Source organism: Labrenzia sp. C1B70 (genome assembly GCF_000475395.1).
Taxonomy (GTDB): domain Bacteria; phylum Pseudomonadota; class Alphaproteobacteria; order Rhizobiales; family Stappiaceae; genus Roseibium; species Roseibium algicola.
The window spans coordinates 182,472-196,805 of the sequence record NZ_AXCE01000045.1 but is presented as its reverse complement, the minus strand read 5'-3'; the positions used below and the strand labels follow the sequence as shown (position 1 = coordinate 196,805).

The 14,334-nt window shown below is 60.2% G+C and carries 13 protein-coding genes; 3 read left to right on the top strand and 10 right to left on the bottom strand.

Annotated features, from left to right (window positions below; translation table 11 throughout):
• Window positions 1-55 precede the first annotated feature (55 nt).
• On the top strand, window positions 56-538 hold the full coding sequence (locus Q666_RS58910) for an Lrp/AsnC family transcriptional regulator (protein ID WP_022997694.1): 483 nt from the start codon (window positions 56-58) through the stop codon (window positions 536-538).
• A gap of 112 nt (window positions 539-650) precedes the next feature.
• On the opposite strand, the gene Q666_RS58905 is transcribed toward Q666_RS58910, so the two are convergent.
• Entirely contained in the window at window positions 651-1,853 is a 1,203-nt protein-coding gene (locus tag Q666_RS58905; RefSeq protein ID WP_031268063.1) for a methionine gamma-lyase, read from the bottom strand.
• A 113-nt stretch (window positions 1,854-1,966) separates the two neighbouring features.
• Between Q666_RS58905 and Q666_RS58900 the strand changes: the two genes are divergently transcribed.
• Complete coding sequence (locus tag Q666_RS58900) at window positions 1,967-2,425, top strand: Lrp/AsnC family transcriptional regulator (protein WP_022997696.1); 459 nt, start codon at window positions 1,967-1,969, stop codon at window positions 2,423-2,425.
• A 16-nt stretch (window positions 2,426-2,441) separates the two neighbouring features.
• Here Q666_RS58900 and Q666_RS58895 read toward each other — a convergent pair whose 3' ends face one another.
• The 7 genes from Q666_RS58895 to Q666_RS58865 all read right to left on the bottom strand — a co-directional run bounded on the left by Q666_RS58895 (window position 2,442) and on the right by Q666_RS58865 (window position 8,889).
• Window positions 2,442-3,392, bottom strand: a complete 951-nt coding sequence (locus Q666_RS58895; protein ID WP_022997697.1) for a branched-chain amino acid ABC transporter permease — start codon at window positions 3,390-3,392, stop codon at window positions 2,442-2,444.
• Complete coding sequence (locus tag Q666_RS58890; protein WP_022997698.1) at window positions 3,392-4,282, bottom strand: branched-chain amino acid ABC transporter permease; 891 nt, start codon at window positions 4,280-4,282, stop codon at window positions 3,392-3,394. The genes Q666_RS58895 and Q666_RS58890 overlap by 1 nt, the downstream gene beginning before the upstream one ends.
• Complete coding sequence (locus Q666_RS58885; protein ID WP_022997699.1) at window positions 4,279-4,998, bottom strand: ABC transporter ATP-binding protein; 720 nt, start codon at window positions 4,996-4,998, stop codon at window positions 4,279-4,281. Before Q666_RS58885 ends, Q666_RS58890 begins: the two co-directional genes overlap by 4 nt.
• Window positions 4,995-5,768 (bottom strand): ABC transporter ATP-binding protein, encoded by a 774-nt coding sequence (locus Q666_RS58880; RefSeq protein WP_022997700.1) that lies wholly within the window; start codon window positions 5,766-5,768, stop codon window positions 4,995-4,997. The genes Q666_RS58885 and Q666_RS58880 overlap by 4 nt, the downstream gene beginning before the upstream one ends.
• Before the next feature lie 17 nt (window positions 5,769-5,785).
• A complete protein-coding gene (locus Q666_RS58875) occupies window positions 5,786-6,988 on the bottom strand; it encodes an ABC transporter substrate-binding protein (protein WP_022997701.1) in 1,203 nt (400 codons plus the stop codon).
• A 74-nt stretch (window positions 6,989-7,062) separates the two neighbouring features.
• On the bottom strand, window positions 7,063-8,151 hold the full coding sequence (locus tag Q666_RS58870) for a cupin domain-containing protein (protein ID WP_022997702.1): 1,089 nt from the start codon (window positions 8,149-8,151) through the stop codon (window positions 7,063-7,065).
• 30 nt (window positions 8,152-8,181) lie between these two features.
• The gene (locus tag Q666_RS58865; protein ID WP_035909717.1) at window positions 8,182-8,889 is read right to left on the bottom strand and encodes a GntR family transcriptional regulator; all 708 of its coding nucleotides are present in this window, start codon (window positions 8,887-8,889) and stop codon (window positions 8,182-8,184) included.
• A gap of 243 nt (window positions 8,890-9,132) precedes the next feature.
• Between Q666_RS58865 and Q666_RS58860 the strand changes: the two genes are divergently transcribed.
• Window positions 9,133-10,266 (top strand): aminotransferase class V-fold PLP-dependent enzyme, encoded by a 1,134-nt coding sequence (locus tag Q666_RS58860; protein WP_031268064.1) that lies wholly within the window; start codon window positions 9,133-9,135, stop codon window positions 10,264-10,266.
• 357 nt (window positions 10,267-10,623) lie between these two features.
• On the opposite strand, the gene Q666_RS58855 is transcribed toward Q666_RS58860, so the two are convergent.
• On the bottom strand, window positions 10,624-12,174 hold the full coding sequence (locus Q666_RS58855) for an indolepyruvate oxidoreductase subunit beta family protein (RefSeq protein WP_022997705.1): 1,551 nt from the start codon (window positions 12,172-12,174) through the stop codon (window positions 10,624-10,626).
• Window positions 12,174-14,324 (bottom strand): indolepyruvate ferredoxin oxidoreductase subunit alpha, encoded by a 2,151-nt coding sequence (locus tag Q666_RS58850; protein ID WP_022997706.1) that lies wholly within the window; start codon window positions 14,322-14,324, stop codon window positions 12,174-12,176. Before Q666_RS58850 ends, Q666_RS58855 begins: the two co-directional genes overlap by 1 nt.
• Between the last annotated feature and the right edge of the window lie 10 nt (window positions 14,325-14,334).

Sequence of the window (14,334 nt, the reverse complement as noted above, 5' to 3'; positions counted from 1 at the left end):
GGTTTCTTGCTATTTCCTAATCTTTTCGGCTAAGTCTTGGAGAGTTTCACCAAGAATGAGGCCTTCCTTGGCGATTTCCGACACGCTCGACACATTTGATATCCAGATCCTGCGGGAGCTGCGCCAGAACGGCAGAATTTCAATTCAGGATCTTTCCGAACGTATCGGCCTGAGTGCGACACCGGCAGCCCGCCGCCTGAGGCACCTGGAAGACCGCGGCATCGTGACAGGATATTGCGCGCTGATCGACGAGGTGAAGCTCGGCTACGAGGTTTCGGTATTCGTGTCCGTTCAGCTCGACAAGCAGATCGACGTCACCCTGGACCAGTTCGAAGCCGCCATTCAGGCGTTTCCGGAAGTCGTTGATTGCTGGCTGATGACCGGCAACCGGGACTATCTCCTGCGCGTGGCAACCACCGGGCTCGCCGCCTTCGAAACCTTCCTGACCGGAAAGCTGACCAAGGTGCCCGGTGTCGCCAACATCGAAAGCTCCATTCCGCTGCGGCGCGTGAAATCCGGTGTCGCACGGACGCCGTGATCTGGGCTGTCCGCCACGTTCCCCGACTCTCACTTCCACCGCTTCCTCAGGATGAGGTTGAGAGGAGGAGAGGATCTGGTGGTCTTTGGAAAAACCTGGGCGTTGACTGAGCTCAGGCTGCCGCCGCAACAGGCACTTGCGGCATGGCCTGCGCCAAGTCTTCCAGGATGTCATCTAGGTCTTCCAGGCCCACGGACAGGCGCACGAGGCCGTCGCTGATGCCGTGGGCAGCGCGCTCTTCCGGGGTGTAGGTGGAATGGGTCATGGACGCAGGGTGCTGGATCAGCGTCTCGGCATCGCCGAGGGATACGGCCCGCTGGATCATCTTCAGGCCATTCATCATGGAAATACCAGCTTCCAGTCCACCCTTCAGTTCAAAGGCAATCATGCCGCCCGGCTGGCTCATCTGCCTGTTCGCCAGTTCGTGCTGTTCGAAGCTTTCAAGTCCCGGGAAGTAGACCTTTGAGACCGCCGGATGGTCTTGCAGCCATTCGGCGACTTTCTGCGCGGACACACAGTGCCTGTCCATGCGCAGAGCAAGCGTCTTCAAACCGCGTAGGATCAGCATGGCGCTGAACGGGGCCATCACCGCACCGGTCATGTCCTTCATGCCGACGAGGCGGATCTCCTGGATCTGGTCGGCCCGTCCGGCAACCAGACCGGCCACGACGTCACCATGGCCACCCAGATACTTGGTGGCCGAATGCAGAACGAGGTCGGCGCCAAGTTCGATCGGGCGGGTGAGATAAGGCGTGGCATAGGTGTTGTCGACGATTACCGTCGCACCGGCCTCATGGGCGATTTCCGAAACGTGGCTGATGTCGACAAGGCGCATGTTCGGGTTGGCCGGGGTCTCGAAATAGACAACCCGGGTCTTGTCGGAAATGACGGTACGCAGGTTTTCGGGATCGGTCAGGTCCACATGGGTGATCTTGATGCCGAACTTGGTCAGGCCATGGCGCATAAAGGCAAAGGTGCAGCCGTAAAGGGTTTCGTCGACGATGATCTCGTCCCCCGGTGCCACGAGCGTCCAAAGGGTCGCGGTGATCGCGCCCATGCCGGAAGAAAGCGCGAGACCGGCTTCCGCCCCTTCCAGATCCGCAATGCGGCGTTCCAGAAGGTCCAGCGTCGGATTGGAAATGCGGCTGTAGATATGCCCTGCCCGCTCGCCCGCGAACATCTCGCCGCCGGCTTCCGCCGTCTCGAACACGAAAGTGGAGGTCAGATGCAGCGGTGGCGTCAGAGATCCCTCGTTTTCAAGCGGATTGTAAGCGAGGTGGATCGCACGGCTGGCAAAACCCTTGTAGGCACTCATGGCTGTCTCCCTGATTTCAGCCTGAGCAATATGATCCAATCATGAGGGTGATAGATTTCAAAATCTGTCAGTGATAGCCTTCAGATTAGCATAATCTGCCAAACGGGCTTCAAATGGACAAGAAAGACAGACAGATCATCCGTGCGCTGCAGCGGGATGGCCGCATGACCAACCAGGACCTGGCGGAAGCGGTCAACCTGTCGCCGTCGCCCTGCTTGCGCCGGCTCCGGAACCTGGAAGCCTCCGGGGCAATCAAGGGGTTTTCGGTGGATGTGGATGGTGCCGCCTACGGCCTGCCGATCACCGTCTTCGTCCGCATCCGGCTGGAGCGACACAACGAGGAGGATGTGCGCCGGTTCGAAAGTCGGATGCAGACCATCGAGGAGGTTCTGGAATGCCACGTGCTGACCGGTGCGATGGATTATCAGCTGCGCGTGGTGGTGTCGGATCTTGAAGCCTATGAGACCTTCATCCGCAACCGCATTCATCCGATCGGCGGCATTGCGTCGATCGATACCAGTTTCGTTTATGGCACCGTGAAGAAGACGGCGGTGTTTCCACCGCTCGCCTGACCTGACGGCAATGTTGCTATTCCTGCCGGAATTTCACTGGCGGCGATTTCTCCGGCAACAGTCCGGACCGGAATCGCTGTAGCACCACCTGCAGAAGCAGCCCCACCAGCAGCATGCGGATGAACGAACTGCGGGTCGCCCATTCCGGCGGCAGGCGGTTGGTGAAGATTTCCGTCACGGACCAAAGCGTCCAGATGGTCAAGGCACCAAGGATGGCCCCCCTGTTGTTGCCGGAACCACCGGCCATCAGCATCACCCAGACAAGGAAGGTCACCAGCAGCGGATCGGTGGCCGTGGGCGACAGGAAGCGGAAGTAATGCGCTGACAGGCCACCGGCGATCCCCATGATGGCGCAACCGATGACGAAGGTCTGGATCCTGAATTTCTCGACGTTCTTGCCGACGGCCGCCGCAGAAGCCTCGTTGTCGCGGATCGCACGCAGGCTGCGCCCCCACGGGCTGTCGTGCAGGCGCGAGGCTGCCAGATAGACCAGCAGCACCACGAACCAGACAAAGCCGAGAAACACGATGTCCCCCATGCGCCCGGTGGTGAGGTCCGCCAAAGGCCTTGGAATGCGGGACAGGCCCAGACTGCCGTTTGTGAGCCAGCTTTCGTTGACGATGACGAGCCGCAGGATCTCGGCGATCCCGATGGAGGCCATCGCCAGATAGTCGCTCTTGAGACGTACGCAGATCTTGGCCACCGCCCAGCCGGCAAGCCCGGCGAGTATCGCAGCCCCGATCAAGCCAATCGGCACAGGCAGGCCAAAGCCCCCGAGATGCTTGGACGAGGCCGCGGTTGTCAGGATCGCCGAGGTATAGGCCCCAACACCGTAGAAACCGGCGATACCGGCGTTGAAGAGGCCGCCCATGCCCCATTGCACATTCAGGGCAAGGCACAGGATAGCGTAGATACCGCCCAGGATCAGAAGACTGACCGCATAGAAAAAGAGACCGGTGAGTTCCATCAGAGCAACCTCCCCTTGAAGAGGCCCTGGGGCCGGAAGATGAGCAGGCCGATCATCAGGACGAAAGCGACCGCCGTTTTGTAGGACGGGGAGATGAGCGCATCGTCACCGATCCAGTGGTAGGAGGACAGTTCCTCGGCCAGGCCGATGATGAAACCACCTGCCATGGCCCCCATCGGCTTGCCGATCCCACCCAGAATGGCGGCGGCAAACATAGGCATCAGCAGGTTCCAGCCCAGATTGGGGTGAGCACTGGTGTTCAAAGCGGCAAAGGTTCCGGCGATCGCCGCCAGAGCCGCGCCGATGATCCACGTCCAGCGAATGACCTTGGCGGTATCCAGACCGGAAACTTCGGCCAGTTCCGGATCGTCCGCAACTGCCCGCATGGACCGGCCGGTTCTTGTGACTGTCAGGAAGTAGTGCAGAAGCACGGCAATGATCGCTGTCGAGATCACCGCCTGCAGATGTAGCACCGACACCCGAAAGGTATCGAACAGGACCAGCGGCGGTTTAACGCCTGTCGAAAACACCTGGTTTTGAGAACCCCAGACCAACTGAACGATCGAACGGAAGACCAGCGCAATGCCGAAGGACGAGATCACCGTGTAAATGGTCGGCAGCTCGCGCAGTGGCTTGTAGAAATAGCGGTCGACCAGCAGCGCCGAGACAATCGTGAGTGCCATGCCGAAGGGGATCAGCAGAAGCGGATTGACCGGGACGATGGCAGCCATGGCCAGCACACCGTAAGTGCCCAGGGTCATCAGATCGCCGTGTGCAAAATGGGCAAAGCGCAGGATGCCGAAGATCATGGAAATCCCGACAGCGCCAAGCGCGTAGATGCTGCCGATGGCCAGCGCCGGGAACAGATAGAAATTCACGAACTCGATCATGCCGCCGCTCCCCCGAGGAAGAGGCGCCGCACGTCTTCATCCGCCAGCAGCTCCTTGCCGGTTCCGCTGGCATAGTTTCGTCCGTTCACCAGAATATGGCCGTGATCGGCAATCTGCAGAGCCTGGCGGGCATTCTGTTCCACCATCAATATCGTGATCCCGGTTTTGCGGATGTCGAGAAGCAGATCGAAGATCCGCTCCAGATAGGCAGGCGACAGACCGGCTGTCGGCTCGTCCAGCAGCACCAGCTTCGGGTCGCTCATCAAGGCGCGGCCCATGGCTACCATCTGCCGCTGTCCACCCGAAAGCTCGCCAGCAGGCTGTTTCAACTTGTCCCGCAGGTCGGGAAACAGCGAGAGCACACGTTCACGCGTCGCCGCTTTATCCTTTGGTGGAGCTGCATAGGTTCCGACATCAAGGTTCTCGTCTACGGACATGGTCGCAAAGACGTTTTTCGTCTGAGGCACTGCCGATACACCGAGCGGAACAAGAGCGGACGTCTTGCAGCCTGCCAGTTCCTTCGCGCCAAGTTTGATCGACCCGGCGGAGACGGTGGTCAGTGCGAAGATGGTTTTGAGCAAGGTCGACTTGCCGGCGCCGTTCGGCCCGAGAATGACCGCGATCTCGCCAGGCTCAACGGTCAGTGAGACCTCTTCGATGATGGGCGGACCGCCATAGCCGGCGCTGACGTTTGTGACGGAAAGTCGCTCGGTCATAGCTGCGCCTCGTATTTTCCGCCGCCGAAATAGGCTTCGATCACACGTTCGTCGTTACGCACGTCTTCGACCGAACCTTCTGTCAGCAGCGTGCCCTGCGCCATGACCAGCACGTGGTCGCACAGCTTGGAAACGTAGTCGAGATCGTGCTCGATGAGGCAGAAGGTCAGCCCCCGCTCCCGGTTCAGCATCAGGATCTTGTCCGCCAGCTTGGACAGAAGCGTGCGGTTGATGCCGGCACCGATCTCGTCCAGCAGGATGATCTTCGGGTTGCGCATCAGGGCGCGACCGAGTTCGACCAGCTTCTTCTGACCACCGGAAAGATTGCCGGCCTTCTCGTCGATGACATGGTCCAGTTCAAGCAGGCGGACGGTGTCCCGCGCGGTCTCATAGATTTCCTGCTCCTCGGCCTGGTAATGGCCGCGGCGGAAGATCACGTTGAAGACATTCTCGCCTTCCGGCGCCGAGGCAGACGCCATCAGGTTTTCGAGAACCGAGAGATGCCCGAATTCGTGAGGTATCTGGAAGGTGCGTGCGAGGCCTGCCTTGGCCCGTTGATGGGGTTTGAGCGCAGTTATGTCCTTCCCGTCCAGAAGCACCCGGCCGGCACTGGGCCGGATTGCACCTGCAATGACGTTGAAGGCGGTTGTTTTTCCCGCACCGTTCGGCCCGATCAGGCCGGTGATGCGGCCTGCGCCGATCTTGAAGCTTGCATGGTCAATAGCCCGCAAACCACCAAAATCGACGCAGATTTTGTCCAGCTCAATCACGCTGTCGCCTTATCGGCTTATTCGACGATTTCGACTTGCTTGTAGCCGTCGCCGTCCACGACGAACTTGCCGATGTAGCCACCGACATCGCCGTTTTCATCGAACTCCGCGGAGCCGCTGGCACCGTCGTAATCGATGTCCTTGCCTTCCTTGATCAACGCAATCGCCTTTGCCCATTCACCCGGGCCGACTTTCTCGCCCGGAGCCATCGCAACTTCCTTCAGGGCTTCGGCAATCTTTGCGCGGTCAGTCGAACCGGCCTTTTCAACAGCCAGCAGAGCCAGGAAAGTTGCGTCATAGGTCTGGTCGACAAAAGCCTTGTCGGCACCTTCGCCAAATTCGGCGTTGAAGGCATCATGCAGAGACTGCTGGGCCGGGTTTTCAGCCGGAGACGTCGGTGAGGAGAAGAACGAGGTCTTCAGGGCATCTGCGCCAACGTTCTGGATCAGCAGTTCGTCACGAAGACCATCCGTGCCGATGAATTTGGTGAAGAGGCCACCTTCAATGGCCTGACGGACGATCTTGCCGCCGCTGTCGCCGGCATAGGCGATCACAACCAGCGCCTCGGCATCCCCCTTTGCCAGGCTTGCAAGTTCCGAACGGTAGGAATCCTTCTTTTCTTCGTGCTTCGCCTCGGCGACGATTTCACCACCGGCTTCAGTGTAGGCATCGATGAATGTTTCGCCGATACCGACGCCATAGTCATTGTTGACGAAGGTGAGCGCGACTTTCTTGATACCTTCGTCCATCACCATCTTGGCGAGGATCTCACCCTGATAGTTGTCTGAAGGCACAATGCGGAACACCAGTCCATTGTCTTCCAGGAAGGTCATCGCCGGAGAGGTCGCGGTCGGCGAGATTTGCGGCACGCCCGCCGGAATGATTGCAGCTTCTGCAGCGGCAATGGTGGTGCCAGACATGAGCGAACCCATGATGATCGGCACGTTTTCCACGTTCACCAGCTTCTGGGCAGCGTCGACCGCGCCTTGGGCGGTGCCGGTGGTGTCACCGTAGACGGCAACTGCCGTGCCACCCAGCAGACCGCCCTGCTCGTTCACCTGCTTGACCGCGAGATCGGCTGCATTTTGAAGCGGCGGAATGAAATTGGCGATCGGCCCCGTGATGTCCATCAGGATACCGATCTTGGTGTCGTCCGCCAGTGCGGCGGTGCCCGTGCCCAGCAACGCTGCTGCGGCCACAATTGTCGTCAATTTTCTCATGCTGTCATCCCCTCATGGCTTGACCTTGAACTCCTGCACAGCCTGTTCTTTCCTCCTCGACAGGCTTTGTCTTTTCAGTCGCGCAGGACCTCCGTTTCGAACCGGCCCGGCAGGCTGACTTCCAGCAGTTCCAGGTCGGCAGTTGCTTCCGCGTATCGCGTCGCCATGTTCGGCGGGATCACGAAGGCGTCTCCGGCAGACAGGCGGTAAGGATCTTTGCCTTCGCCCTCCAGGGTCATTTCGCCTGCCAGCACAAAGTTGAATAGAATATCGCAGTCATGACGCGTCCAGGGAGAGGCCTCCCCGACCGGACGAGCCACCATAACAGATGCCACGCCTCGGGTGTTGTCACAGATGGTGGTGTCGCGTGCCTCAAAACCCGGAATGCGGAACGGTTCAAAAACGCCGTCCTGTGCCAGGCTGTGCACGAATTTCTGTCCTTGCCACTCCCGATCCGGCCGCTCATGGGGCGTCGGCAGGGTCATCTCGTGGTCGATCTCGGTAATGTGCTCGGCTGGGACGCCGATCTCGATCACCTCGATCCCTTCGGCTGCGTGCATCACGCGGTGACGGATTTCCGGCGGCTGGATGAAACAGTCACCAGCCCTCAGACGGCGCATGCCGCCCTGATCTTCATAAAGAACATCGACCCAGCCGTGGACACAAAAGATCAGCTGAAACCCGACCTTGTGGAAGTGAACCATGTCCGGAACCGGTCCGTCCGGAACCCGGATATGCGAGGCGATCATGGCGCCGCCGAGCCGTGTCGGCACAAGATCCCGATAGGACATGCCCGCCCGGCCGATCACCCATGGGGCCTGGTCTGCCAGACGGCGCACCACGAAGGCGTGCTCGGTTTCAGGCATCACCAGCGGTGGATTGAGTTCGTCGATCTCGACACGTGTCCCGCTCGGGGAGACCAGCAGGCGCTCGCCATCTGCAAATTCATCCGGATTTTCCGTCAGAATTCGCAACGTGCCGGGTGCTTCGCTTGCACCCTTTTCCACCCGCACGCGCAAGCCGTGACCGGAGAACACCGCAATTTCCGGGCTGTCGGCCGGATAGATCATGTCCAGCCGCATGTTCAGCTTCTTGGTGAAGAACGGCAGGTCCTTGGCAAGGTCCTGGGTCGGTAGTCTGACTTCCGCGCGGGTTTCCGTCATGTCCTGTCCATCGCTCCCTTTACCCCCGCTTCAGCCTGCCTGTGCAGAGGATGTTGTGTTCTGATTGCCGGCATCCTCATGTGCTGCGAGGTAGGCCGCCTCCCCTTCAAAAACGAACCGCAGGATCCGGTCGCTTGCGGCAACCGCGTCCCGGCGGCAGAAAGCCTGGTAAAGCTGGGTATTACCGGCAACGATCAACGGATGGTTCGCCTGATGGGCAAAGGTCATCAGGCGAACGGCCTGCACCTGGGTCATGTAGCGCTGCAGCGCCTTGCGCAACGAAACATTCGGCACGGCGGCAATCCAGCTGTTGCGGAAAATCTCGCAGGCCCGATGCAAATGCTCGGTATCCCCCGCCGCCATAGCCGAACCCGCATCCTTGAGGATGTCGTCCAGTCCCTTCAACTCGTCTTGCGACAGGCTGAGCGCTGCCATGGCTGCTGCCCGCGGCTCAAGAAGACGTCGCAGATCGAAAATTTCCAGAATTTCCCGGTGGTCGAGACGCGGCAGCACAAAGCCCCGCGTTGTCGGTTCCAGATAGCCTTCATGGGCAAGACGCATCAGGGCATCACGGGCCGGCATGCGGGAAACGCCGAATTCGGCCGCCACGGCGGTGTCGACAAGGCGGATATCCTGACCAAGTTCCCCACGCTGGATGCGCCCCATGAGCAGGTCGTGGATCTGTCCGCTGGTGCTTTGTGCACCCGAAGTGGAGGCGGTTGATTTTCCTGCTGTCACCGGCAAGCCTCCCTTGTCACGAACCTCGTTACCACGGCAAATCCGTATACAGAACAATTCAAGCCTAAACAGACACTCAGCCTATTCAACCCATTTTCAGGCATTTGAAAAGTCCTTTAAGCTTGAACTATCTCAAAAACTGTATACGAATATTCCGGTGACGGTCAATAGCGTGTTTGAGACGGAAACGGTTCTGTTTCAGCACCCCGATTGACCGAAGGAAATGACATTTCGGGGGACCGCATGACGACCAGGGAAGACGGCTACTTCCTCTATCATTCCATCGGCCAGTATCCCGGCAAGGAAGCCGGATTGAGCGCCGCGATGGCGGAGCTGGCTGCCGTCTGGAGTGCTCCGAACGATCAGCAGTGGCCCTATCTGCTCGGCAAGCGCGGAGAGTTCATCGATTACTGGCGCGCGATCATCGATGCACCCGCCGGGTCCGCCACGACCTGCGAGAACGTTACCCAGGGCGTCGACATGGTCATGCGGGCGCTGCCGGACGGCCTGCTGCGTGGCCGCAAGGTGCTGGTGGCCGCAGACTGTTTCCCTTCCAACCACTTTCTTCTCACCCGCCTGCAGGAACGGCTCGGCTTCGAGCTGGTAACCGTGCGGGCCCGTCAGGGCGCAAATTTCGTTGCTGACGAAGACATGATCGCCGAGTGGGACCGCGATGTCGCGCTCTGCCTGATCACCTGGGTCAGTTCCACAACCTCAAGACGCTCGGATCTGGAAACCCTCGTTGACCATGGCCGCTCGATGGGCAGCATCATTGGCGTGGACATCACCCAGGCCGCAGGTCTCCTGCCCTATTCGGTTGAGGCACCGAACGTGGATTTTGTGGTTTCGACCAGTCTCAAATGGATGTGTGGTACGCCAGGAGCCGGCATCTTGTATGTACACCCGGACCTGATCCGGGATTGCAGGCCGGAGCTGTGCGGCTGGTTCAGCCAGGACAACCCGTTCAACTGGGATATCGACGCCTTCGAATATGCCCCTGACATCCGCCGCTTCGACAACGGCACGCCGTCGATCATGCCTGCGGCCGCCTCCGTGCCCGCCCTCAAGTGGCACGCCAGCGCCGACAGGGAGTCCATCCTGCGCAGCAACCGGCACCTTTGCGGCATCCTGATCGATGGCGCGGATGACCTTGGCCTGAAACTGCTCACACCAAGGTCAGAAGAAGATCGTGGCGGCAGTCTCATGTTCGGACTTGCTTCGCCAGAACAAGCCGTGCAGGTGCTGACCCATCTGCGTGGTGCCGGATTTTCCGCCGACACCCGGGGAGCAACCCTCCGGCTCTCCCCCGGCATCCAGACGAGCGAAGAGGCCACACGCGAAGTCGTGGCGGAACTGGGGAAGGCACTGGCAGGATGAGCCGGGAGGCCGTTTCGCCGGAGCCAGCACAAGCGGCCCATCCTTCGAGACGGCCTGACGGCCTCCTCAGGATGAGGGTGTGGGTGTAGCAGCCCGGAAAGTTGCCTCTCTGAAGCGCAAACTTGCTCCAACCTCATCCTGAGGAAGCGCGGAACGTTGTCTCGACAGATGGGCTGCAAACTCGGCAAGCGCCGACGCAAATCCGGGCCCCACTCGCCTGCTCTCTTCGCCAGGAACGAGGTGAAGACTTGCCTTGAAGCCCGGATACTCTGGAAATGCCCCCCCGGGTCCCGCTATGCTCGCCAGGGGGATAATCGAAGGGAATGTCCCGTTATTGAGTTCCGGGACACCCTACACTCAAGCGAAGCTCTCGACTGTCTTCAGCGCCCCATCGAGATCCGTGCCTTTTTCATCCTTGAGGGCAGCTTCGCGCAGGCGGGCAACCCATTCAGGACCATCGTTCCGGTTTTCCACCATCCTTGCGCCGGCCAGCACCTTGTCGAATTTCGACAGGCCTCGTGCATGGGTGTCGGAATAGCCCTTGATAAGCCTGCGGCAGCGCAGGGTTTCCACGGCCATGGCATAGCGGTCCGGCAGGTAACCGGAGACCATCTTCAGCCAGCTTTCCAGATGATCCTGCTCCATCCGGTGGCGCAAGGTCTTGCGGCGCCAGCCGCGCAAACCACCAAGGAAATAGAGCATTGCAAAGCCGCGCAGGCTATCGGTGCGGATGCGGCGGCCACGATTGAACCAGCGGTCGATGCGGTTCATCCAGACCGGATCGTTCTCCATCTTCCGGCCCATCTTTTCCGGCAGCAAACCGACGATTTCTTCCGCACGCGGGTGAAGATAGTCGGTCAGATGCATCAGCTTGCCGTCCTTCACCTGCATTTCCGTTTCAATCCGGTAGAAACGCTGCGACCGCGTCTTCAGGTCAGCAACCCGAATGACATCGTCATAGGCCATCGCATTGGCGATGTACTTGGCAGCCTCGCGGGAGAGCTCGTAATCCTTCTCCGCGCTATCGCGGCTGACGAGACTTTCCAGCCTGCCGAGATACTCCGCCCCATAGTCGGTATCCTGGAAATCGACGACTTTCTGCAGCCCCGCCCGCGCCATCTCGCGAACAGGCTCCGGCAGAGCCGCGACCTTTGCTTCCAGAGATGCCCAGGCCTTCTGCGCCATATCCGGCCCGGCCGGTCTGACAATTTCCTGCCTGGCCGGTTTTGCGGCTTCAACCTTCGGCTCTTCGCCATTTTTCGCCAGATCGTAACCTGCGGCGAAAGCCCTGAGGCTTGCCTCAACGCCCTTGCCGCCAGCGCGAATGGCCTCTTCAAAAGCCGCCCGTTCGAAGGGCAAAGCACCGGAGCCAGCCAGTGCGCCAAAAAGCGAAGCGGAAATCACGGATCCGACTTTCAGGGCAGCCGTATCCATATCAGCCAGAACAAGCTTCTGTGCTGCCAGTTCAGCTGCCGCTTTTACCTCCTCCGAGGACGCCATGCCGTCGCCCGGCACGGTTTTCTCGGAGACCGCAAGCATGCGGTGGGTCGAAGCGATCAGCGTGGTGCGATCGGGGGTCACGAAACCGCGAATGATCGCACGCCCGGCCTCCATCATTTCCGCGGCAATGATAATGTCGACATCGCCAGCAGATGGTGCGAGCGAAAAGACGGGGGCCGCGACATCGCCCGGCGCCATCTCCATGTAGTAGATGGTCGCACCGGTTCTCTGGGCGACACCGGCCACGCTCGTTGCCTGGCAATGATAGCCTTGTGACCTGGTCAGGCCCTCGATCCAGTTGGTCAGAACGCCGCCGCCCTGACCGCCAACGGCCAGGATGGCGAGTTTGATGATCCCTTCGAGTGCCGGATCTGCCGGTCTGGCTTCCAGTGGCAATGACAGCGACATCACACGCCCTCCCCGGTAAAGGTCAGACGGGAGCCGGCCCGCCGTGTCTGCAGCCAGGAAATGATCCTTGTGCGAAGCCCCGCATACCAGGCTTCAAAGCCTGTCGGGTTGTGAACCACTTTCGCTTCATAGAAGGACGGACACAGGATGGCCGCGTCGGCGACTTCACCGCAGTTGCCACAGCCCACGCAGGACTGGTCGATATGTGCCACCGGATCATCCCGCAGCGGGTCATCCAGTTTCTTCAGCGAAAGTGACGGACATCCGGACAGACGGATGCAGGCGTGATCGCCAGTGCAGACGTCCTGATCGACGCCGAACCGCGGCACCTCGACCCGCTCGCCACCTGCAATCGCCTTGTTGCGCTGGGGCTTTTCCCGGCGCTGGCGGTTGAGCATGCATTCGGAGGACGCGACGATCACCTTCGGACCATCATACTCGGTGGTCAGTGCCTCGCGTATGGTTTCGCGCATCCGGGTGACATCATAGGTCCGGTCGATCTGCCGGATCCACTTGACCCCCGCCCCTTGCAACGCCTTGGTGATCGGGTTGTTGGTCGACTTGGTCTTGTTCTTCGCCCGGCTGGAGGGAATGTCCTGTCCCCCGGTTGCCGCCGAATAATAGTTGTCGACGATGATCGCAACGCTGTCGGACTTGTTGAACACCATGTTGCCGATGGAAGTGCTGAGGCCATTATGCCAGAAGCCGCCATCGCCGATGATCGAAATTGCACGCCTCTCGCCGCCGCCGTCAAAGGCCGCGTTCGAGGCCGGCCCGAGGCCGTAGCCCATGGTGGAGCCGCCAATTTCGAAGGGCGGCAGGCAGGCAAACAAATGGCAGCCAATATCACCGGTGATCTGATGCTGGCCGACTTCCTGCTCCACCATCTTCAACGAGGCAAAGATCGGACGTTCCGGACACCCGGTGCAAAAGCCCGGCGGACGGATCGGCACGGTCTTGGAAAGATCCGGCAGTTCCGGCTTGGGTGCGTTTGGTGCCAGCACCTTGCCCGGCAGAAGCTCGGGCGCGTACTGGCGAACGAAGGTATCCAGACCGTCGAGCATGATCTGGCCGGTGTATTCACCCGCACGCGGGAAAATACCCTTGCCTTCCAGCTTCGTCGTCCGGCCTTCCTTGTAGAGCATCGCCCCGAGCTGCTGCTCGATAAACTCCGGCTGGCCTTCCTCGACCATCAGCACGGCTTCCTTGCCGGCGCAGAATTCAAGCAGCTCGGATTTCACCAGAGGATAGGTGACGTTGAGCACATGAAGCGGGATGGATGTGTTCCCGCTGATATCGGCAAGTCCTAAGCGTTGCAGCGCGCGGATAACGCTGTTGTAGATACCGCCGAGACAGACGATCCCGACCTTGCCCTCTTCCGGGCCGAAATGCTCGTTCAAACGATTTTCCCGAATGAACTTTTCAGCGGCAGGCCAGCGGTTGTCGATCTTGTCATGCTCATGCGCATAGGACATCGGCGGCAGGACAACGCGCTTGAAATCGCGCATCGGACTGGAGAGCGCGTCGCGCACGGACAGCGGCGGCGGAACGTTGTCCCGGGTTTCGAACCGGCCAGTGACATGGCAGGAGCGGATGCGCACCATCAGCATGACCGGCGAATTGCTGGCTTCCGACAGGGCAAAGCCGTCGCCAACGGATTTGACGATGGATGCCAGGTTCGGGCGCGGGTCGAGCAGCCAGAACTGGGATTTCATGGCAAAGGCGTAGGAACGCTCCTGCATGATGGAGCTGCCTTCGCCGTAATCTTCGCCGACGATGACAAGCGCACCGCCGTTGACGCCGGACGAGGCCAGATTGGCGAGTGCATCGGATGCGACATTGACGCCGACAGAGCCCTTGAAGGTGACGGCACCACGAATGGGATAATGCACGGAGGCAGCCAGCATGGCGGCGGCAGCGGCTTCCGAGGCATTGGCCTCGAAACGGATGCCGAGTTCACCCAGAAGATCCTCCGCATCGGCCAGCACATCCATCAGATGGGAGATCGGCGCCCCCTGATAGCCGCCGACATAGCCGACACCGTTTTCCAGGAGTGCCTTGGTGATGGCCAGAATACCCTCACCCGTGAAGGTGTCTCCTGTTCCCTTGCGAAGATGCTCTACCTCAGCCTTGAACGACCTTTCGGCCATCGGCCCCTCC